The 18,834-nt window shown below is 36.1% G+C and carries 18 protein-coding genes and 1 other RNA gene; 10 read left to right on the forward strand and 9 right to left on the reverse strand.

All coding sequences use genetic code 11. From position 1 onward, the window contains the following. Nucleotides 1–91: 91 nt before the first annotated feature. Together CH364_RS15665 and CH364_RS15670 are read right to left on the reverse strand one after the other, a co-directional pair. Nucleotides 92–2,083 carry a methyl-accepting chemotaxis protein gene (locus CH364_RS15665; protein WP_100743578.1) on the reverse strand — a complete coding sequence of 664 codons (1,992 nt, stop codon included), beginning with the start codon at nt 2,081–2,083 and terminating at the stop codon, nt 92–94. A 234-nt stretch (nt 2,084–2,317) separates the two neighbouring features. Beyond that, nucleotides 2,318–2,734: a DUF3052 family protein gene (locus CH364_RS15670; protein ID WP_100743577.1), complete on the reverse strand. Its 417-nt coding sequence runs from the start codon at nt 2,732–2,734 to the stop codon at nt 2,318–2,320. A 385-nt stretch (nt 2,735–3,119) separates the two neighbouring features. On the opposite strand from CH364_RS15670, the gene CH364_RS15675 reads away from it, so the two are divergent. Then, nucleotides 3,120–4,685 (forward strand): methyl-accepting chemotaxis protein, encoded by a 1,566-nt coding sequence (locus CH364_RS15675; RefSeq protein ID WP_100743576.1) that lies wholly within the window; start codon nt 3,120–3,122, stop codon nt 4,683–4,685. Nucleotides 4,686–4,762: 77 nt separating this feature from the next. Here the strand turns inward: CH364_RS15675 and CH364_RS15680 are convergent, their stop codons facing one another. Beyond that, entirely contained in the window at nt 4,763–5,623 is an 861-nt protein-coding gene (locus CH364_RS15680; protein WP_100743575.1) for an alpha/beta hydrolase, read from the reverse strand. 43 nt (nt 5,624–5,666) lie between these two features. Continuing rightward, nucleotides 5,667–6,263 (reverse strand): TetR/AcrR family transcriptional regulator, encoded by a 597-nt coding sequence (locus tag CH364_RS15685; RefSeq protein ID WP_100744698.1) that lies wholly within the window; start codon nt 6,261–6,263, stop codon nt 5,667–5,669. A gap of 114 nt (nt 6,264–6,377) precedes the next feature. Here CH364_RS15685 and CH364_RS15690 point away from each other — a divergent pair, with 114 nt between their 5' ends. Beyond that, a complete protein-coding gene (locus CH364_RS15690; RefSeq protein ID WP_100743574.1) occupies nt 6,378–6,956 on the forward strand; it encodes an LURP-one-related family protein in 579 nt (192 codons plus the stop codon). A gap of 121 nt (nt 6,957–7,077) precedes the next feature. Here the strand turns inward: CH364_RS15690 and CH364_RS15695 are convergent, their stop codons facing one another. Both CH364_RS15695 and CH364_RS15700 read right to left on the reverse strand, forming a co-directional pair. Next, nucleotides 7,078–7,578 carry a DUF1579 domain-containing protein gene (locus CH364_RS15695; protein ID WP_100743573.1) on the reverse strand — a complete coding sequence of 167 codons (501 nt, stop codon included), beginning with the start codon at nt 7,576–7,578 and terminating at the stop codon, nt 7,078–7,080. Between the two features lie 35 nt (nt 7,579–7,613). Continuing rightward, a complete protein-coding gene (locus CH364_RS15700; protein WP_100743572.1) occupies nt 7,614–8,177 on the reverse strand; it encodes a dihydrofolate reductase family protein in 564 nt (187 codons plus the stop codon). A gap of 315 nt (nt 8,178–8,492) precedes the next feature. Here CH364_RS15700 and CH364_RS15705 point away from each other — a divergent pair, with 315 nt between their 5' ends. Then, nucleotides 8,493–8,972: a GyrI-like domain-containing protein gene (locus tag CH364_RS15705; protein ID WP_100743571.1), complete on the forward strand. Its 480-nt coding sequence runs from the start codon at nt 8,493–8,495 to the stop codon at nt 8,970–8,972. Nucleotides 8,973–9,223: 251 nt separating this feature from the next. On the opposite strand, the gene CH364_RS15710 is transcribed toward CH364_RS15705, so the two are convergent. Continuing rightward, a complete protein-coding gene (locus CH364_RS15710; protein ID WP_100743570.1) occupies nt 9,224–9,979 on the reverse strand; it encodes an SDR family NAD(P)-dependent oxidoreductase in 756 nt (251 codons plus the stop codon). 269 nt (nt 9,980–10,248) lie between these two features. On the opposite strand from CH364_RS15710, the gene CH364_RS15715 reads away from it, so the two are divergent. The 3 genes from CH364_RS15715 to CH364_RS15725 all read left to right on the forward strand — a co-directional run bounded on the left by CH364_RS15715 (nt 10,249) and on the right by CH364_RS15725 (nt 13,346). Next, nucleotides 10,249–11,130 (forward strand): AraC family transcriptional regulator, encoded by an 882-nt coding sequence (locus tag CH364_RS15715; RefSeq protein ID WP_100744697.1) that lies wholly within the window; start codon nt 10,249–10,251, stop codon nt 11,128–11,130. Nucleotides 11,131–11,343: 213 nt separating this feature from the next. Beyond that, nucleotides 11,344–12,762, forward strand: coding sequence for an OmpP1/FadL family transporter (locus CH364_RS15720; protein WP_100743569.1), 1,419 nt, complete (start codon nt 11,344–11,346; stop codon nt 12,760–12,762). 206 nt (nt 12,763–12,968) lie between these two features. Next, entirely contained in the window at nt 12,969–13,346 is a 378-nt protein-coding gene (locus tag CH364_RS15725) for a hypothetical protein (protein WP_100743568.1), read from the forward strand. Nucleotides 13,347–13,635: 289 nt separating this feature from the next. Here CH364_RS15725 and ssrA read toward each other — a convergent pair. Then, nucleotides 13,636–13,987, reverse strand: a transfer-messenger RNA (tmRNA) gene (ssrA, locus tag CH364_RS15730). A gap of 97 nt (nt 13,988–14,084) precedes the next feature. Here ssrA and CH364_RS15735 point away from each other — a divergent pair. From CH364_RS15735 to CH364_RS18825, 4 genes are read left to right on the forward strand one after another with little or no spacing between them, the layout of a single operon-like run. Continuing rightward, complete coding sequence (locus tag CH364_RS15735; RefSeq protein ID WP_100743567.1) at nt 14,085–15,227, forward strand: LIC13341 family surface-exposed protein; 1,143 nt, start codon at nt 14,085–14,087, stop codon at nt 15,225–15,227. Nucleotides 15,228–15,233: 6 nt separating this feature from the next. Beyond that, nucleotides 15,234–15,887: an FFLEELY motif protein gene (locus CH364_RS15740; protein WP_100743566.1), complete on the forward strand. Its 654-nt coding sequence runs from the start codon at nt 15,234–15,236 to the stop codon at nt 15,885–15,887. Beyond that, nucleotides 15,884–16,621, forward strand: coding sequence for a flagellar motor protein MotB (locus tag CH364_RS15745; protein ID WP_100743565.1), 738 nt, complete (start codon nt 15,884–15,886; stop codon nt 16,619–16,621). Before CH364_RS15740 ends, CH364_RS15745 begins: the two co-directional genes overlap by 4 nt. A gap of 22 nt (nt 16,622–16,643) precedes the next feature. After that, nucleotides 16,644–17,270 (forward strand): LA_2478/LA_2722/LA_4182 family protein, encoded by a 627-nt coding sequence (locus CH364_RS18825; RefSeq protein ID WP_243401327.1) that lies wholly within the window; start codon nt 16,644–16,646, stop codon nt 17,268–17,270. 138 nt (nt 17,271–17,408) lie between these two features. Here the strand turns inward: CH364_RS18825 and CH364_RS15755 are convergent, their stop codons facing one another. Further along, nucleotides 17,409–18,695 (reverse strand): SH3 domain-containing protein, encoded by a 1,287-nt coding sequence (locus CH364_RS15755; protein ID WP_100743564.1) that lies wholly within the window; start codon nt 18,693–18,695, stop codon nt 17,409–17,411. Nucleotides 18,696–18,834 lie beyond the last annotated feature (139 nt).

Genomic DNA, 18,834 nt, shown 5'->3' on the forward strand with positions numbered 1-18,834 from the left:
TTAGGCGGCTCCGCTAGGGAGCGGACCGGGCACTTCGCTGCAATCTTTCCTACGGAAAGGATTTCCGCTACGATCCCTTCCGCTAGTGTTCCTATAATTGAAACTGGTCGCAGATGCCTTTCAACTTATCTGCGGTGTTAGAAAGATTTCTCGCTGAGGAAGACATCTCTTCTGCTCCTGCAGCAGTATTGAGGGTATGTTCATTGATTTGGGTGATGACATCCGTAATCTCACGAACGGCTCCTCTTTGTTCGTCAGCGGCCACTTTGATTTGGTCAGATTCTCCTTTGACTACTCCCGAATTTTCCAAAACGGATTGGTTGATCTCTGCTTGGGAACCCATAATGGTGTACAGAGAATCCATTGCTTCGGAAACACCATTGATGTTTTGAATGATTTCTTGGATGAGAGAAGTGGAGGATTGGATGCTTTTGGCACCTCCATCCAATTCTTTTGAGTTTTTGCCTATCATTTCCGAAATCGATTTAATCGAAGAAGCAGTTCGAATCGAAAGTTTTGAAATTTCTTCGGCCACAACAGCAAATCCTCTACCAGCATCGCCTGCACGTGCAGCCTCAATGGCAGCATTAAGAGCGAGAAGTTGTGTTTGGTCTGAAATTTCGTTGATGATGGCTATGATTGCTTTCATTTCATCCGATGATTTCAAAATATTACTGATCATATCATTCATACCAGTAAGAGACTGTTCTCCTTCTTTTGCCTGGTTGGAGATTGATTTCATACGACCCAGAGTTACATTGATTTCATTAGCCACTCGTTTGACACTATCTGCGAGTTCTTGGATTTTAATTTGGAATTGAGAAATATTATGATGTTGGATATCAATCGAACCAGTTATGTTTTCCATACTTGCCGACATTTCTTCAACGGTTGCTGACATCTGTTCGGTGGAGGCTGCTGTCGCTTGTGCTCCGCCGGAAAAACTATCAGAACTAGAAGAAAGTTGTCCCGCACTGGAAGCAAGTTCTTGGGAAATAAATTGAATTTCTGATACACTTTTTCGAAGACTTTGTAAAAATAAATTGGTATCACCACTGAGTTCACCAATTTCATCATCGTGAATGATTGCAAGTGATTGGCTTAGATCACCAGCAGACATTTTTTTGAAAAGATCTCGGAGTCCTGCAATGGGTTTTAGTCTTTGTGTGATCAAACGATACAAAGCAAAAACAGAAAGACTTAATATGACAAAAGCAAAGATTCCTATCTTCAATAACATATCATGAACAACAGTAAGTATCTCTCCTTTGGATGCGATGGTAGCTAGTCTTATATTGTACTGACCAACATCGATCACTGTCGCAATTTTTTCTTTGCCGAAGAAATACTCCATATGTTCATCAGATTTGAGACTGAGTAACTTTTTTCCCCAATCAAGTGTTTGGAGATCTAATTTTAATATTAACGATTTATCTGGGTGTCCAATGACTTGGCCTTTTTTATCAGTGATTGCGATAAAACCCTCTTTTCCAATTTTGACATCCTTCACCACTTCATCGGTGAGATGGTTTAAAGAAATGGCAAAAGCAAAAATTGCCACCACTTGTCTTCCTTGGAACACTGGCATGGTCAATACGGCCACTGGTTCCTGTGTGACAGGAGAACGATTCACTTGACTCAAAAGAGGTTTTCCTTCGAGAACAGCTTTGATATTGGCATCAAAGCCTGTGTTGCCCCAACGAAATCCAATGGCTTTTCCCGTGGCATCAGAAAAAACGATTGGGTTCTCTTCTGCAGTGGACAAAAAAACATTTTCATAAACCCCAAATTTATTACTTAAATTGGCAAGAAGTTGGTCTAGATACTTACGATCTTTTTTGATACATCGTTCGGCAAATTCGGGATTTGAGGCAGTTAACTCAGCCAATAGAAACTGTTCATCAAAAAAATTCTGAATTTGTTTTCCTGAGAGTCTAGCAACGTTTTTCATTTCGCCAATATATGCATCGACGATGTATTCTTTGCCTATGAAATACGCAAACGAGGAGATCCCTAAGGTTAAAACCATAATGACAGAAACACTTAGAGAGATGATTACAATCTTTAGGCTATTGAATTTCATTTTGTCCTATCCTAACAAAAACAAATAGAATCATACGTCATGATCCTTCGATTTAATTTGTCAAACCACATATAAGGACGATTTGTACTAATTTTTTCTATCTCAAATCTGAATTGATTTTTTGAGAGATGAATTTTTGTTAACTAATTCTATTTTCGGAATCGGTGGGAATGATTTTGAAGATATAAAACGAATATAATTCGTTTTTGAGACTTTTATTCAAAAATATGTTTCCTAACTTTTTCGATTTTCTTTTCGAATGACCAATTTTAGACCCGACCAAACTTCATCCACGGCGCAGACTTTGACATCGACAAGTCCCAATTCCAAAGCAAAATCTCGAATTAAATTTTCATTCATATCCGAAAGAATTTTAGAAGTTTTTTTGGGCCAAGAGATCCAAATCATTCCATTTGGTTTTAAGTATTTGATTAACTTTGGTAATTTTTCGCAGTATTCTTTTGAGGTTGTGGTAAAAAAATGAATCAAGTCCATTCCCTGTTTTGGTTTGTCTAGGATCTGGATTTGTTTGGGAAAACTTCCCCAGGTTTTGGTAAAGTCTTCGGAGGGAAGATTGATGATGTGGAGGACCATGTTTTCTTTGATCCCTAATTTTTCTACAAGTGGTTTTCCAGAATAACCTGCAGTCATGAACTTCTCCCTCTTAGTTTTACTCTTGAATCACTTCGATAAAAGGTTGTTAGATTATCAATCAAAAGAACAGATTGTACAACAAAGTTAGAATTAAATTATAAAAAATAGGCCCTGCTTTTTTTAGTAGAAACTTTTCCGAAAGGACGATCTTAGTACATTCTCGAAATGAAATAGTTACTCCTCTAGATTCTTTCTAAATTTACCAAAAAAATATCTTGGAATCAGAATTGAAATTGTTCGTTCTTCTTCAAAAAATCCAAATTTCCTAGAAAAATATGAAAATTACAGATCGTTTCCTTGGATTTTGATCCGTAGATGAATAAGGACAATAAAATATTGCGCCTAATCACCATTCTGGTGATGTAATGAATCGAGGTATTTAGTGTTATCAATTGCAGATCTTTGGAAACAAGGGAAAATCATAATCAACAGAATCAGATTTGGATTGGTTCTTTTATTCCTTCTCGCTATGATCGGGGCAAAGGATGAATTCCAACCAAAGATGTTTTTGATCCATATGATCGGAACATGCACCATGGCATTCTATTGTGCAATTGCTTATTTTTTAGAAAGAAAAACAAACCCACCAACTTGGTTTCACAAATCATTGATTTTACTCGATACTTTGGTTCTCGGTGGAACCATAATTATGGACTGCACTCTCAGTTTAAAAGAAGCACAAGCCGCTCTTGCCAATGCAGTGGTATATTTTATTTTCTTTTTTAACGCTATCTATTCTGGATTTTTAGGTGATCGAAAATTCGTTTTGTTAAACTCATTTATCGGGGCAATCACTACAGCGATTGCATTGTATTGTGCTGTGACCATAGGCGGAATCAAACTTTCTGTTGATCCTGAACTTTCTCGCCAAATGGGATATGTAGGTATGGCTGGCGAAGTAATGAAACCAATTTTTATTATGATTGCTGGTTATATTGTCAGTTTATTAGTTCAGCTTTTAACAAAGATTAGCTCGCTTGCTGAAATCAAAGCAGACGAAGCAGAACTTTTGTTAAACCAAACTAAAGAAAGAAATAAAATTTCCGCAAACGCTGCCGTAAAACTCGAAAGTTCTATCACTAACTTTAGTAACTTTGTTTCACAAACTTCCTTAAAACTAGAATCGCAAGCGGCTTCCTTAGAAGAAATTACTGCAGTGATTTCCGAACTTTCGAGTTCCTTTGAATCTAATGGAACTTCGATTGAAGAACAAAATAACAAAGTTCAAGGAATGGTATCAGACACAGAAATTCTTAAAGAAACTGTGGACCAAATCCTTGTTCAAAGTGAACGACTTGTAGAAATTGCTGAGATTAATAAAAAAGAAAGTATGTCAGTTACAGAAGTGGCTGATCAAACAGCTACTCATCTAGAATCCATCCAATCTTCCTTTGACCAAGTAAACGAAATTAATAACATCGTTGCTGAGATTGGGGAAAAAACAAACTTACTGGCGTTAAATGCATCGATTGAAGCTGCGAGAGCAGGGGATGTTGGAAAAGGTTTTGCCGTTGTTGCTAATGAAGTCAGTAAACTTGCTGAGTTTACTAAAAACAACGTAAAACGAATTGCAGTAGTTGTAAAAAGTTCTAAAGAAATCATCGCCAATGCAAGAAATGCATCCAAAGAAACGGGCGAATTGGCAAAATCTCAAATTGATCGATTGAACCAAACACTTGTAGAAATCCAAGATATGAACCGTTTGTATATCGAACAAAGAAATACTTTGTCTGCCATTTTGACTGAATTGGGACAGATTCGAGAACTTTCTAAACAAATTTCCGAGTCCACCAAAGAGCAGTTACTTGGTCAAAAAGAGGCATCGAAAGGTATTGTTCAACTTGAAATGGAAGTTAACGAAATCAGCCGTGCCTCAAAAGATCTAGAAGAACATATTGAAATGATTAAAGATGAATCGAATAAACTCGCATCGATGAGTCAAAGTTAGTTATTCTTTTAAGAATTTCGGTCAATCTCAATTAAACTAACATAAATCTATATTAAGTTAGTTTAATTGATTCTGTTTTAATTTTCTTTTAAAAAATTAATAATTTCATCTTTAACACTCTCGGTTCGCAAAATCATTTTGTGACCAAGACCTTTTGTTGGAACTAACTTCGATTTTCTCCATGCCTTTGAAACTGCAAGTCCCATTGCAAACGGGATTTCCAAATCATCCTCATCGTGAATTACAAGAAGTGAGTTATTAAATTTTGGACCTGCTTTCTCTAAATCCAAACTACTAAGAGGTTGTTTGACCTTTCGTTCTAAAATCAAACGCATAGATTCACTTTCTTCTTCAGTAAACTTGAAGTATTCACTAAAACTTTTTCTTAAAATTTCCAAACGCAAAGGTGGTGCAATATAAACTAACTTACTCGCCTCAACACCTAATTCCTGTGCTACGGTCGCAACTGCTCCACCAAATGAATGTGTAATGATATAGTCTGGATTTCCAACGTCTTTTACGAGTCTACGTACAATCTTTGCGGACAAAACAATATTAGAATACCTACCAGATGAAAATCCATGTCCTGGTAAATCGATTCCGATCACATTATAACCTTCTTCTAAAAGAGCAGGGATGATTCTTGAAAAATTTCCCGTATGTCCATTCCAACCATGAACGAGAAGAACTGTTTCTTTTTCTCCTTTCCAGTGAAAGTATTGAATACGGTGTTCTTTTTCTTTAAATTCTTTTTGTTCGGCTAGTGCTAATACATCCATTTCCTTTCTCGATGGTTTTTGTTTCTGAGTAGATAGAAAATACCCTGCAGCCACATACCCAAAGAACATTGGCCTTTTTTTGGCAAAGGCCCACTTTTCTTCCAAGGTTAATGGATAAGTTCTATTTAAAGTACGAACGATCGTGCTATTAGTTTCCATAATTCAAAACTCCTTTTTTTAAAAATCTCTATAAAAATCTTTTCTAAATTTCGTGTTGGTGCCGTTTGATTAATTCATTAAAACTTTGTTTGGCCCTTTTTTCAGAGTGTTTATCTTCCAAAAGTCTGTTATAAAAATGAAATCCCAAGATGAGTCCCCAAATTTCTTGCACCATCTTTTCTACATTTGTGTTAGCATCTAATTCCAAAGTATCTTTCGCATCTTGAACAAATTGTTTTAATGTCTTTTGCCAACTGAGTTGTGTTTTTTTCAAATGATCTCTTACAATACCAGGTTTATCGTCAAATTCCGAACTCGATGACAAAAACAAACATCCTCCCGGTAAACTATCCGTATCTGCCCACGACAACCACATTTGAAATGCTGTTTTAAGTCGGGTCAAACCTGGTTTGGTTTTGAGTGCAGGATAAACTACGTTCCTTCGAAAGAGTTCGCTACCGACCCGAAGGACTTCGATTTGAAGGTTTTCTTTGGAAGCAAATTTACCGAAGAGCCCACTTTTGGACATTCCCAATTCATCAGCTAAAGTTCCAATAGTTAGTCCTTCCAAACCCTGGATGCTCGCCATTTGGACTGCTTTGTCCAAAATCATGGATTTTGTGTCTTCACCCTTGCTCATAAATAAAAGTACGATCGTTCGTTTATTTATGTAAAGTATTTTTTGGAAATTCATGATCCCTTTTGAAATATTTTTTGACTTGAGTTTGGTAAGGTTTTGTTACAATCGTTGCCTATGCAACAGTACACATTTAATAAATATTTTGCTAAAAAAAGTTTTTTGAAACTCTTTGGTGGTGAAATTCGTATCTTTGACGAGAACAAAACGAACCTTCTCTTTTTCGTAAAACAAAAAGCTTTTAAGTTAAAAGAAGACATTACGGTTTATGCAGATGAAACAAAAACAAAAGAACTCTTAAAAATAAAAGCACGTAGTGTGATCGATTTTTCTGCAGTTTATGATGTGGTTGATATTACTTCCAATGAAGCAATTGGAGCTCTTCGTAGAAAAGGATTTAAATCGATACTAAAAGATTCTTGGGAAATTTTGGACACAAAAGACCAAGTCATAGGTTCTATCGATGAAGATAGTATGTTTAAGGCAATTCTTCGTAGGTTTTTAACCAATTTAATTCCTCAATCTTTTTTCATTACTTTGAACAAAACTCAGGTGGGAGTTTTAAAACAAACTTTTAATCCTTTTGTTCCACAATTTAATATTGATTTTTCTTCCGATAATACAAACGCACTAGATCGAAGATTGGGAATTGCGATAGTGATTTTGTTACAAATTATTGAGGGAAGACAACAATAGCCTTCGAACTGACTTTTTAATTTGTAATCCCGAGTTAAGGATGAGTAGAAATTGGTCACCTGCTATTGTTAGATGGCAGATGACTGAAAAATCAACGGAACCCGCTCGGGTTTCAGCAACATCATCCCACTTTCTTATAAAATGTCTCTGTCGCCTTTGCTTCTTCGCCTTCAGGTGAAATATTAAAAGCCGTCAGAGAGAACTCTTTTTCACTAAGGAATTGAATTTCGGTTCTCCAACCCCAAAGGGCTTCCCCATATTCTGGGTTCCCATAAGAGCCGTTCATAGAAAATCCCTTTCCCTTTGGTTCTCCACTAGACAACATAATTTGAGTTCCCATATGAAAACTATCAATCCAAGAACTTGTATACCTTTGGTATGGAATATCGAATCCAATGATCATTTTCCCTTCAAAAGGTTTTCCTTCTAAACTACTATGGTAATCTAAAGAAATAAATCTTCCACCAAACAGACTAGTGATGGCAATTTCTGCAGCTGATTCATCTGCCAAAACATCCTTTTCAAACCAGGTTTTTGTTTTCCCTTCCCAGTGACCAAGCAGTTGTTGTAACTGTTTGTGAGGGCCGTCTTTCAGTGAATCATCGAATTTGTTTGTCGTCATCGTTAAACTTCCTTTTTATAAAATTGAATTTAGTATTATGATTTTTCTGTTGGTTGGTAAAAAAGTACCACTCCACCAGTAGAGAGTGGGTTAGTTTCGACAAGTTTTAATTGATTATTCGGAATTCCTTCTTGGAAAAGTCGCCTTCCTTTTCCTAAAAATACAGGTGCAATACAAATGCGATATTCGTCGAATAAACCTGCTTTCATAAGTAAGGCTGATAGGATTCCGCTTCCAAACACAAACATATCACCGTTTCCTTCTTTTTTTAATTTTGAAATTTCGGTAACAGCATCTTTGGTTATGGTGGTATTGTTCCAGTTGGCAACGTTTAGAGTGGTCGAGCAGGCAAGTTTTGGAATTTGATTCATAAACTTTGCGACTTCCCCTTCTTCTTCTGTGGCCTTTGTCCAATAATCAGCCATCCCTTGATAGGTGGTGGCACCAAACACAAGCAAGTCGGCCGAGCGAAGTTGCGTGAGGCTAAACTCTTCTAGTTCTTTTCCCCAAACTAGTCCATGAAAACTTAAATCCCAGTTCTTTTCCCCTTCGAAGTATCCATCCAATGTAATTACGTTCCACATGATTAGTTTTCTCATAGTTCTCCTCACTTGTTGTTATTCCCAATGGATGGAAAGTTTAAATTTGAATCAGTAAATTAGCAGATAATTTTAGGTCGTTATCTCTTTTCGCCATTCGTAAATCGCAAATGTTATTTAGGTGGAGCGAACATTCCAAAAGGTATATAAATTTTTTCTATTTTCGTCAAGAAGTTTGTATGCGTAGCGGATACTTTTACAAAATAAGTTTATCTTTTTCATTCGAATTCTTTCATTGAAATCCCAAGTGCATTATGAATTTGGATTTTTAGAAAGTTGATTGATGGAACTACTTTGAAATAAGATTCATTTCCTATGGATGCCAAAATTGTTACAATCGAAAGAAAGTGGATTGTGGGTAAAAAAATGGAAATGTCTTTGGTTGGAAATTTAACACCAGTTTTATGGAAATCATTTATTCCTCAGATACCAACCATTGCCAATCGTATAACGAATGAACTCATTTCTTTATCAGTATATCCTTCAGATTATTTCCAAAATTTTAATCCGACTAGAAATTATGAAAAATGGGCTGGAGTAGAAGTTTCCAAAAAAGCAGATATTCCAGAAGGAATGGAAGGATTTGAAATTGTTAGTGGAATGTATGCAGAATTTGTTTATCAAGGACTACCAAGTGAAGGTGGACCTTTTTTCCAAAATATATTTATGAATTGGTTACCAAATTCAAAGTTTCAATTGGACCATCGTCCCCATTTTGAAGTGATGGGTGAAAAATACAAAAATAACGATTCAGATTCTGAAGAATTGGTTTATATACCGATCAAACAATCTTAATCCATATAAAATATATGGATGGTAGTTAGGTAGTTTGAATTCAATTGATTGCTTTGGAACGGGCACAGGTAATGCGGGTGTTGCTACAAGTAGTGTTTCCATATTTACCTCAACGTTAGGAAATTGTAACACAGCTTCCGTTATCTTTTGTGTGGAACAGTAGAACGAAAACTGCTTAGTTGTAAACCTGAGTTTTGCATCAAAAATAAAAACCCTCTAAACGAAAGAGGGCTTATGATGTTCTAAAAGTGTTAGAGCAAATGTCCTCCCGACACTTCAATGTCTTGGGCAGTGACCCAACCAAAATCATCTGAGAGAAAGTTGACAATAACCTTCCCAATGTCTTCAGGAAACCCTATACGACCAAATGCAGTTTGATCAGCTAAAGGTTTGATGTATTCAGGATATTTATCAAATACGCCATCGCCGAAGTTACTATGTGTTGGGCCAGGTGATACAGCATTTACACGAATTTTGCGAGGTGCTAGTTCGTTTGCTAAGTAACGAGTCCAAGTAGACAATGCTGCTTTTAAAGAACCATAAATGGAATAACCAACAAATGCTTTTGTACTTGAGGAACTCGAAGTGTTGACGATTGCACCTCCATCTTCCATAAGAGCCACAAGTTTTTGTGATAAAAAAATTGGACCTTTGTAATTGGTGTTTAAAATTTGCTCAAAGTATTCTTCTGTTAAATCAGAAAATGCCATTGGGCCTCCAATACCACCATTGTTTACAAGGTAATCAAAACTGGTTCGGTTCCAAATGTTTGTAAGTTTGTTTTTAACTTCATCGACAAACATAGAAAAGGTTTCCTTTTTGGTTAAATCCAACTTTAAAGCGATTGCCCGAACTCCCGTGTTCTTTTCGATTTCTTTGACGACTTCTTCCGCGCGGTCTTTGTAAGAGTTGTAAGTGAGGATCACACTGATTCCTCTTCTGCCAAGTTCTAAGGCTGTTGCTTTTCCAATACCATTGCTACCACCAGTGATGATTGCTATTTTCATAATAGACTCCTTTTGTAAACTTGAACTACAAATGAACACCCGTAAGAGAGGGAAGGATTGATTTCCTTTCTGTTGGAACAAGGATTCATTGTTTGTAAGTTTCGTTAAAAGAAATATAGTCGAAAGAAGGCAATGAAACAAGATCCGATATTACCTTATTATTGCCTAAAACTGCCGATCTATATTTTTTTGATGAAAAATTTCCTTAAATATATTGATTTTTCTGAGAATTGAGTGCCTAAAAGCATTAATGGTGTTAGGATGGAATGGTGCAGAAAATACTGAATGAAATCGTGGGACTTTGTGCCAGTGCCACAACGGAACCTACAAAAACAGGTCTTCCACGTGTGCTGATGATCCAGGGGGATGTTCCAACACGCCAGCTTGCGGCCGTATATGAACCCTTAATCGGTCTTGTTGTTCAAGGTGGAAAAACAATTTCAATTGGAACTCAGGTAGTTCACTTAGAAGGGCCCTCTTATTTTGTGATTCCCACCGAAATGCCAGCAACGGGTTATGTAAGAAAGGCAGCCAATGGCCTTCCGTATTTATCTGTTGCGATTCAACTAGATCAAAAAGCCTTATTGGATTTATTAAAAGATACTTCCAACTCCTTCGATGGTAATAAAAATAATTATGAATTTTCTGCCTGTCCAGCCACTCTTCCTTTTTTAGAAGCTTGGTTACGAATGTTGCGTTTAATGAAAACACCAGAACATATTGCTGCATTGGCACCAGTATACGAAAGAGAAATTCTATATCATGTTTTGATTGGACCAGAAGGATGGCGACTTAGACAATTATTTCGTTCGCATCAAAAGGGATCTGGCATTCACCAAACAATCCAATGGGTCAGACAAAATTTTACTGAGACCTTTGAAATTGACCAATTGGCAAATAGGGCTTGTATGGGAATCACTACGTTTCATAGGCAATTCAAATCCATCACCGGTTTAAGCCCGATACAATTTCAAAAACAGTTAAGACTCCTAGAAGCAAGAAAACTTTTAACGTATAGTAGTTACTCAGTGACTGACGCTGCATTGGATGTTGGTTATGAGAGTACATCGCAATTCAATAGAGAATATTCACGATTTTTTGGAGCATCCCCTGCCAAAGACGCAAAAGAGTTTAAAGAATTGTTTGTGTGATCATTTAGGAAATGATCTGAATGGAGAGATAGTTTGAATCTATAACAAAAATAAGGTGAGCATGATGTTATACAAATTGAACAGAATATAGAGTTAAACTAGATTTATATCTGTTATACTGGAAATATGTTTCTTTAAATTAGAGGTTTTACCTTTTAACCTGGATCCGGGTGATGACTTGGATGCGTACATTTTGTCTCCTAAGGAAATGAAATGAACTTAAAAAAGAACAAAAATTACACTTTTTACTTTGTTTTTTTGGTTTTTGTAATCATTAACGGAAATCGCATTGAAGCAATCGATGGGCTCACTCGAAATGCATTTAACGCTCGTTATGAAGGATTGGCTGGAACAAATACAGCGTTAGGTGGATCGGCTATTGATGTGGCACTTAATCCCGCAAACCTTTCCTTAAAAAAAGGGAAACTTTTGGAATTTGGAGCTACTAATTCAACTATTTATACAAGGTACCAAGATCGTTTTATAGATTCCAATCCACAATACGTCTATACAAACGATAAAAAATCTGCAATTAATGCACCTGCGCCTTATATAGCTTTTAAAACGCAGATCACAGAAAATTTACATTATGGTATCGCCTTTTATGTTTCGGGAGGAGCCAAAGGTGGTGTTGACAAAATTACTCGCAACACTCCCACCGGACAAACGTTAAATGATTGGGGTGGTTTGAATCTTCCAACAGGAATTGGAAACAATCCTCAAATTAAAGAATCAAATTCTAATGAATTTGCTATTGCGAGATTGGTAAATGGTATATCTTATGATTTTGGAAAACTTTCTGTTGGTATCAGTATTGAAGGTTTGTATGGATACCAAAGGTTAAATCAAAAATATTATGATTTAACTGGTTCTATTGAAGTCCCTGGAACAGGATCTTATTATGAAAGTAGTAAAAAGTCATTTGCAATCGGTGGAATTTTTGGATTAAACTATAAAGTTACTGAATGGTTACGTGTTGCATATTCTTACCAAGCACATGCTGCCTTGCCAATGAATGGACACTATACTGTTGGTATCAATAATCCAGCATACTACCGGACAACAGGTGTTTCTTATTTTTTCAATATGCCTGAAAAACATTCCTTAGGTTTTGCTTTTGGTGCAGACAATCTCAAAGTTGGTTTGGATTTTGTTTATACAAACTATGGTTCTTATTTAAGAAAGGTCACTCAAAAGTTAGAAGATCCATGGCTTTCGACACCAATTGGAAATGTACAAGCGGGGGATGCTCAATTAAATTTTAGAGATCAATTTGCGGCCCTTCTTGGATTGGAACACAAAGTAAGTGAAAGTTGGATTTATCGATTGGGTTATAGTTACAATACACTTCCCATTAAGAGTAATGGTTTAGGTGGATCAACTGGAGGATTCTTTTCATTGCATCATGTAGTCGCAGCGGGATTTAGTTATCTCTTTGATAAATGGAGTTTTGATTTTGGAATTAGTTATAATGGACCAAGAAACAAAATTACAGGATCAAAGGGAACAGATTGGGATTTATCACACTACATAAGGACAGGACCAACTTCCTTTAATGGACTTGGATATAGTTATAATGCCGAATCATCTTTTGTTAATATTACTTTAGGTGCTTCGAGATCCTTTGATTAAAAACCTGCATTACCAGAAGAAAAATATTCGATATTAATAAATATAGAACGTTTTAGATGTTAGGTAGCATAATGTTTAAAACTTCCGCTTTATTACTTGAATCTGGGTCAGGCTTAGTTCAGCGAACGTAAAAATTCTTAGTTTCGTTAATTGATTTTTGAAAAATCATACTTGCAAACTTCGTTTGGATCCCTAAATTTTTTTCCATGTCTACTTCATCGAAACAAACCCTTGTTCATCGTTTTTTAGGTTTTTATTTTCGCTTACTTTGTATACTTGCTGTGGATTTGATTGTAACAACAATCAATGGACGAGTATTGGGTCTTACTAGTATGTATGAAAAACCCATCGTGACTTTGATTGGTATGGCTGTGATCCTGTTACTTTTTTTCTTTTTGTTCTCTATCATCGATAGATTCACTAAGATCGTTTTGAAAATGACCGTGGACATGGGAAATCTTTTGGTCTTTCGGAAAACAGCTGTCTTTCTTATCTTATGCGGAATTTCCTTTGGAATTTATATGCTTTATTACCATACGTGGTTTGGAGTATGGCCTAAGATTAAGTTCAGCTCTTTCATTTAATGTAAGTTTAAGTCTATAATATACCAATTTGTCGTTCGATAGGTTGAAGGTGTTTGCTTCGAAAAGCACCATGGGTGCGGGTGGGTCTCTGGCCATGAGAGACAGGCGAACACGTTCCAGCCCGTCCCGCATCAGCCTTCGCACATCGTGTGCTCAGGTCGAAATGGCTTAACGCACGAAGACTGGGGCGTCCCAGTTTTCGTGCTACCATTTCTCTCTGCTGCGGTCGTTCGACTCCCGTCGTGAATTGTTTGTTATATGAAAAAGGGTTTGAGATGCTTAAAATAGATTCTGGAGACGCCGGGAGTCGAACCCGGGTCCTATCGTCCTCAAATGCAGCTTCTACACGTTTAGTTTGCAAATAAATTTTGGAAAGACTTACCCTACAAACGGGGGACTAATTCCTATCCTACTTAGAGTTCAATCCGGTTCGAAGCGGGCGACAAATCCGAAAGGTCCTTAGAGAGGTGTCGGTTTCTTGGCCACCTAAGGAAACAGCCAGTGAAACCGTAGAGCTTAAAATTAAGCTGCTAGAGCAAATTCGTTATTTGCAGTTATTGTTTTGAAGGTTTTTAAGAGGTCCCTCACCCCTACGTGCCACTGAATCCAAGCCAACAACAGTCGAAACCAATGTCGTCCCCAATTCTTACTACTTAGACGAGTAAAACACAGGAGCGAGAAAGGAAAAGCAAAAAAGGTTGAATTGGAGTTTTGGTCTGATGGAATGAAAGAATTCCCATGAATTTATCCATTCAGTTTCGAATTACAGTCACTTTACTTTTCGCATTCCTCTCTTTTGTATCCTGCTCACAAAAGGAAGTTCCTTCCGATGGAGAAATTAGAAATGCAGTGTATGGCAGTGAAAACGGACAACCAGTTCGAGTTTTAGGCCAAAAACAAATCAATTTAGATGAAACTCCAGAAATGGAGACTTTGGTTTTGTTCCAATCGGGGACAAGCGAGGTACTTGCGGCATTTCGCAAAGACGGATCAAGTTGGACTTTTTTATGGAAGTTGGAGTTCTTTCTACAGAATTTGGGGGAGATGTTCTATGATGCAAAACTTAAATCTTGGGTTCCAGGTGCGGCACCGGGAAAGGAAAAAGTAACTTTTGCAGGGGATTGCCTTCGTAGGATTGTAGTAGCGGAACTTCCCGGTGATAATTTTAATTCTATATTTATCGAAGTACTTGCCGAAGAACCACCGTTAGGTTTGATTTCGGTGCCTATGGGATACCGTAAAGGTAAAAAAATATGGGACGGGTTCCAACTCAAAGAACACGAGGAATTAAAAAGAAGCAAACGGGCTGATTTTGAATACAATCTCAAAGATAAATCATTTCGAATCTTTCCTACGAATCCAAATTACTCTCAAGAATTTGTTTTTAATGGTTGGGAGATGATTCCAAACCTACCGATGCAACCGGTACCTGCATTTGTTTCCTTAGAAGTGGTTCCTAAGTTTGAGGTTGGAAAAGAGTCACTTGTAACATTACAACTAAAGAATCGTGGAAACTATGTTAGTTTAACATATTTATCCTTGTCCTTTCCTGAAGCTGGTTCTGTTCGATTGGCAGGTGAAACTCAAGGAGTTCGGTTGTATAAAAAAGGTGACATTGTTTTTAATGTTATCCAAAACAAAAAAATCCCAGCGGAATATCCTTTGTTAGAGGTTACAAAGGAAGGATGGGCAAATAACTTTCGTTATGGTGTAAAATTTTATTATACGCCAAAAGAATCGATAACACCTAAAATTTTATTTCGATCTACTTATAAATTCTATCATGAAATTGTTTCCATTCCAAATCAATTTTCAATTGCACCTTTTGAACGTGACCAACAAGGATTTCCTTCTTATCTTTTAGGAGCAACAGCTAACTAAGCGAAAATGAAACACCAATTGACGGAAGAAGTCGCTCTTGCGAGAAGAGAAATTGTTCGAGTCCAAGTAGACCGGTTTCATCTCTATTATTATGATTTTTTTCATCGAAACGAAACAATCGGAATGGCAAAATTCTTTTTTGAAACAGTTTATAATTTAGATGGAAAAGAAGAATGGGAAACATTAGCGTTCACCACCTATGATAAAGTTAAAAACATGATGAAAGAGGGGACGAGAGAAAACGTAGAACGTTTAATGGAACTAAATTCTATTACAGATGAATTGGACATTCAAATGGCCAAACTTCTTCTCTCTAAAGGTTGGCAGTCAGGAAAAAACTTAGATCAGGATGAGTATTTTTCTTTGTTTTGTGAGTTAGACCAACGCGAAACTCGTAGAAAACAATTAGAAGTTGTTCTTTTTAATCTTAAAAAATTCTATGAGTTGGCGCATAAACCAGTAAGTGCATATATTATCAAACCAGCAGCAATGATGGCAAGGTTACTTGGAGTTTACCCTTTGTTTAAAAAAGTAGAACAAGGTTATTATGCAACGTTGCCGGTGAACCAAGAATTATTTAATGAGTTCTATGAGATTGTCCAAAAAAAAGAATGGGAATTTTTACATAAAGCTTTCCCAACTCTTAAAGAGGAAATATGAGAAGACGTTCCAGGTTTGTATCAAAAGAAGAAGAACATATCGAAGCGCATGATCGTTGGTTATTGACTTATGCCGATATGATTACTTTGTTGCTTGGACTTTTTATTATATTATACGCAATTAGTAAGGTTGATGCAAATCGCCTAACAGAAGTTGCAAAAGATATCAAACGTGGTTTTGGATTAAATGTAAGTTCTGTTGGTGCCCTATTAGATGGTGGTTCAGGAATATTGGAAGATGACACGATGGAACCTAAGTCACAAGTGTTTCGGCTTTGGGAACGAATTGGATTTGCATTAAAGACACTTCGAGAAAAAGCAAAATTAAAACTCGGACTTGCTGAAACAGAAGAGCTCAAATTGACGTTCGCTGGTTCAGATTTAGCCTCGGATGATATATTAAAAGCAGATCCTGATCTAAAATATGCATTTGAACAATTGGCAGTATTATCCAAAGGAATGGATATTGATATAGTGGTTCGTGTTCAAATCCCTTATGAATCACAAATTGATAAATCAAAATTTCAGAACTCATGGGATTATCATTCTCATAGAGCCTCTTTGCTTGCGGAAAAATTAGTAAACGAATATGGTATTCCCAAGGAACAAGTTTCTGTCCAAGGTTACGCCATGTTTCAAAAATCAAAAGAGTCGGATACACCAGAAAAAAAAGCCAAAGAAGAGCGAATTGAAATTTTGATACGTAAAAAAGAAACAGCAGAAACAGAGAAATAATAAAGGAAAATCGAAAGAATTTATGAACTTACTAAATCAATTTTTTTTAAACTTCAGTAAAGCTAAATGCGTTACAGATAACAAGCGAGGTCATTGGGGAGGCGGCGGATACAAACGAAATGTAGATATAACTTCCTTAGGTTTTGTTGTGGCTATACGAAATACAAATAAAGAGAAAGTTATCAAGGTTTATAATCGAATTACAATGAAATGCCGACCAGTTAATTCTGTTCCTAAATCAAACTTGAAAAATAAACTGTTTCTTTTCTTTTCTATTTTTGTTTTGTTGGCTGCCATTTCTTGCAAAAAAGAGAAAGGTATCATAAACATAGAGTGGCAAAATGAATCTTTAACTTTGACTGCTGAGATTTGTGCTAAGTATAGAGAATGTGCAAATAACGAATGGAAGTCAATCCCGGAGAACCTTAAAAAATTTACGGAAGGTCGATTGGAAGAAACACAATGCCAAAAACGATTTCGTGAAAGTAATGCTTACAAACTAATTGGTGCGGATCCATTCGCAATTCAAACTGCATATAAAGAGTGTCATAAACAAATTTTGTTGTTTAGTTGTAAAGATTTACAAGAAGGAAAGATCGAAACTGTAAATGCTTGTATTGCATTTCAAAAAGTACAGAACGGAAATTAAAGAATAGGAACGGTCATTTCCCCTTCCCACCTAATCTGGATTAGCTTTGATTGTTAGATGGAATCTGAAAAGATAATGGAATGGAAGTTTTATCGATAGCGAATGAGGGAGATTTTCATCAGCTATCGAATGATTGAATCAATGTCTTTTTTCTTCTGATTCAAATACAAAACTAGATCCATCAAATTTGTATTCAGTGTATGTAGTTGTGCTTGGATCCTCATCTCCTTCAGGAAGAGGACTCGTTGCTATTGTAATAAAATACTTCTTATCTGATTCGATGAAACTTGCGGATCGATTTCCTGCTGCATCGAATACTTTTTTAAATTGGTTATCTTTCTCTTGAAACACATAAACTAAATTGTAGTCCTCACTTTCAAAACAACCACGACATTCGTCATATTTACTTTTAATTGAAGTAATGATCACATGAAACTTATCTTTTTTTGAATTAAATGTGTTAAATTGAGACCTTTCAGGATCTATTTCAAATTCCTCTTGTTGGTCTAAAAAATCGATCAGTTTGCGTATTGTTTTATCTGTTTCTTTGACTTGTGAGTATAATGGCGCATAACGATTTGAAACTAATACTTGGTTTGAAGGAATATAACAATCCGCAGAGTTTTCAACTTCTATGTCTGAATACCAATCGGCTTGACTGGCGGTTTGTTTGTAAATATGAAAGTATACTTTACCATCTTTTGTGATATATCTAGAATCTACTAAATAAAAAACATTTTCATCAATTTGATTATTTTCTACTGGGTGTAACTTTCCTTTCTTTTTTTGATAAATGATTTTTGGTAAGGTCGTAGTATATGCCCAACCTTTTTCATCGGTTTCTATATCCTCGCCGATAACAAAATTGTCTGGAGACTTGTTTAACATCAAATATGGAGTGAATACAAAACCTATATTATTGTTTTTTGTTTTTACTTTGGCCCAGTTTCCAGTTTTTCCATTAACAGTTACCGGATTTTTTCCTTCTTCTATGATTTTAACAATCTCTTTCGTTGCAAGTTTTTCAATAGCGGCACTTGTCGTATTTGGTTGTTTGCGCAAAACTAAAGAAGAAGCAACTACGAAACCATACATTGGTTCGTTTGTTGTAAGAAACAATTGCGTTGGAGAATTAGATTTGTCTCCAGGATCTTCTTCTATATAGCCGACCTTGTCATCTAGTTTAATTTTATGCCATAATCTTCCCTTTTGATTACTTTTTAAATAGTTATAGGTTATGATGTCAAAGTTAGATTCTTTTTTAAGCTCCAAAACAATTGGACTTTTGTTATCTGGTTTTGAATAAACTATCGTTTTTTGCCTAGAACTATAACCTGAACCAATTGGAAAACTGGAACAAGAAATTATGAATAGTGACACTGCTGAAAGAATAAACTTTGTTTTCAATCTTGTTAGAACTAACATTGAATATTTGGTTCTCCAATTCTATTTTGAACATTAATAAGGAAGTGATTTATTCCTTTGTCTATCATCTTTCTGATTGATTGAGCCTACTTTATAGAAAAAATGAAGAGATTTTGCCTTGAGATCAATGAAAACAGTG

The organism is Leptospira harrisiae (genome assembly GCF_002811945.1).
In the GTDB taxonomy this organism is placed as follows: domain Bacteria; phylum Spirochaetota; class Leptospiria; order Leptospirales; family Leptospiraceae; genus Leptospira_A; species Leptospira_A harrisiae.

Excerpts from the sequence above, each read along its gene's own strand:
- CH364_RS15665 (WP_100743578.1), bottom strand. The coding sequence starts at position 2,083 with ATGAAATTCAATAGCCTAAAGATTGTAATCATCTCTCTAAGTGTTTCT.
- CH364_RS15670 (WP_100743577.1), bottom strand. The coding sequence starts at position 2,734 with ATGACTGCAGGTTATTCTGGAAAACCACTTGTAGAAAAATTAGGGATC.
- CH364_RS15680 (WP_100743575.1), bottom strand. The coding sequence starts at position 5,623 with ATGGAAACTAATAGCACGATCGTTCGTACTTTAAATAGAACTTATCCA.
- CH364_RS15685 (WP_100744698.1), bottom strand. The coding sequence starts at position 6,263 with ATGAGCAAGGGTGAAGACACAAAATCCATGATTTTGGACAAAGCAGTC.
- CH364_RS15690 (WP_100743574.1), top strand. The coding sequence starts at position 6,378 with ATGCAACAGTACACATTTAATAAATATTTTGCTAAAAAAAGTTTTTTG.
- CH364_RS15695 (WP_100743573.1), bottom strand. The coding sequence starts at position 7,578 with ATGACGACAAACAAATTCGATGATTCACTGAAAGACGGCCCTCACAAA.
- CH364_RS15700 (WP_100743572.1), bottom strand. The coding sequence starts at position 8,177 with ATGAGAAAACTAATCATGTGGAACGTAATTACATTGGATGGATACTTC.
- CH364_RS15705 (WP_100743571.1), top strand. The coding sequence starts at position 8,493 with ATGGATGCCAAAATTGTTACAATCGAAAGAAAGTGGATTGTGGGTAAA.
- CH364_RS15710 (WP_100743570.1), bottom strand. The coding sequence starts at position 9,979 with ATGAAAATAGCAATCATCACTGGTGGTAGCAATGGTATTGGAAAAGCA.
- CH364_RS15720 (WP_100743569.1), top strand. The coding sequence starts at position 11,344 with ATGAACTTAAAAAAGAACAAAAATTACACTTTTTACTTTGTTTTTTTG.
- CH364_RS15725 (WP_100743568.1), top strand. The coding sequence starts at position 12,969 with ATGTCTACTTCATCGAAACAAACCCTTGTTCATCGTTTTTTAGGTTTT.
- CH364_RS15735 (WP_100743567.1), top strand. The coding sequence starts at position 14,085 with ATGAATTTATCCATTCAGTTTCGAATTACAGTCACTTTACTTTTCGCA.
- CH364_RS15740 (WP_100743566.1), top strand. The coding sequence starts at position 15,234 with ATGAAACACCAATTGACGGAAGAAGTCGCTCTTGCGAGAAGAGAAATT.
- CH364_RS15745 (WP_100743565.1), top strand. The coding sequence starts at position 15,884 with ATGAGAAGACGTTCCAGGTTTGTATCAAAAGAAGAAGAACATATCGAA.
- CH364_RS18825 (WP_243401327.1), top strand. The coding sequence starts at position 16,644 with ATGAACTTACTAAATCAATTTTTTTTAAACTTCAGTAAAGCTAAATGC.
- CH364_RS15755 (WP_100743564.1), bottom strand. The coding sequence starts at position 18,695 with ATGTTAGTTCTAACAAGATTGAAAACAAAGTTTATTCTTTCAGCAGTG.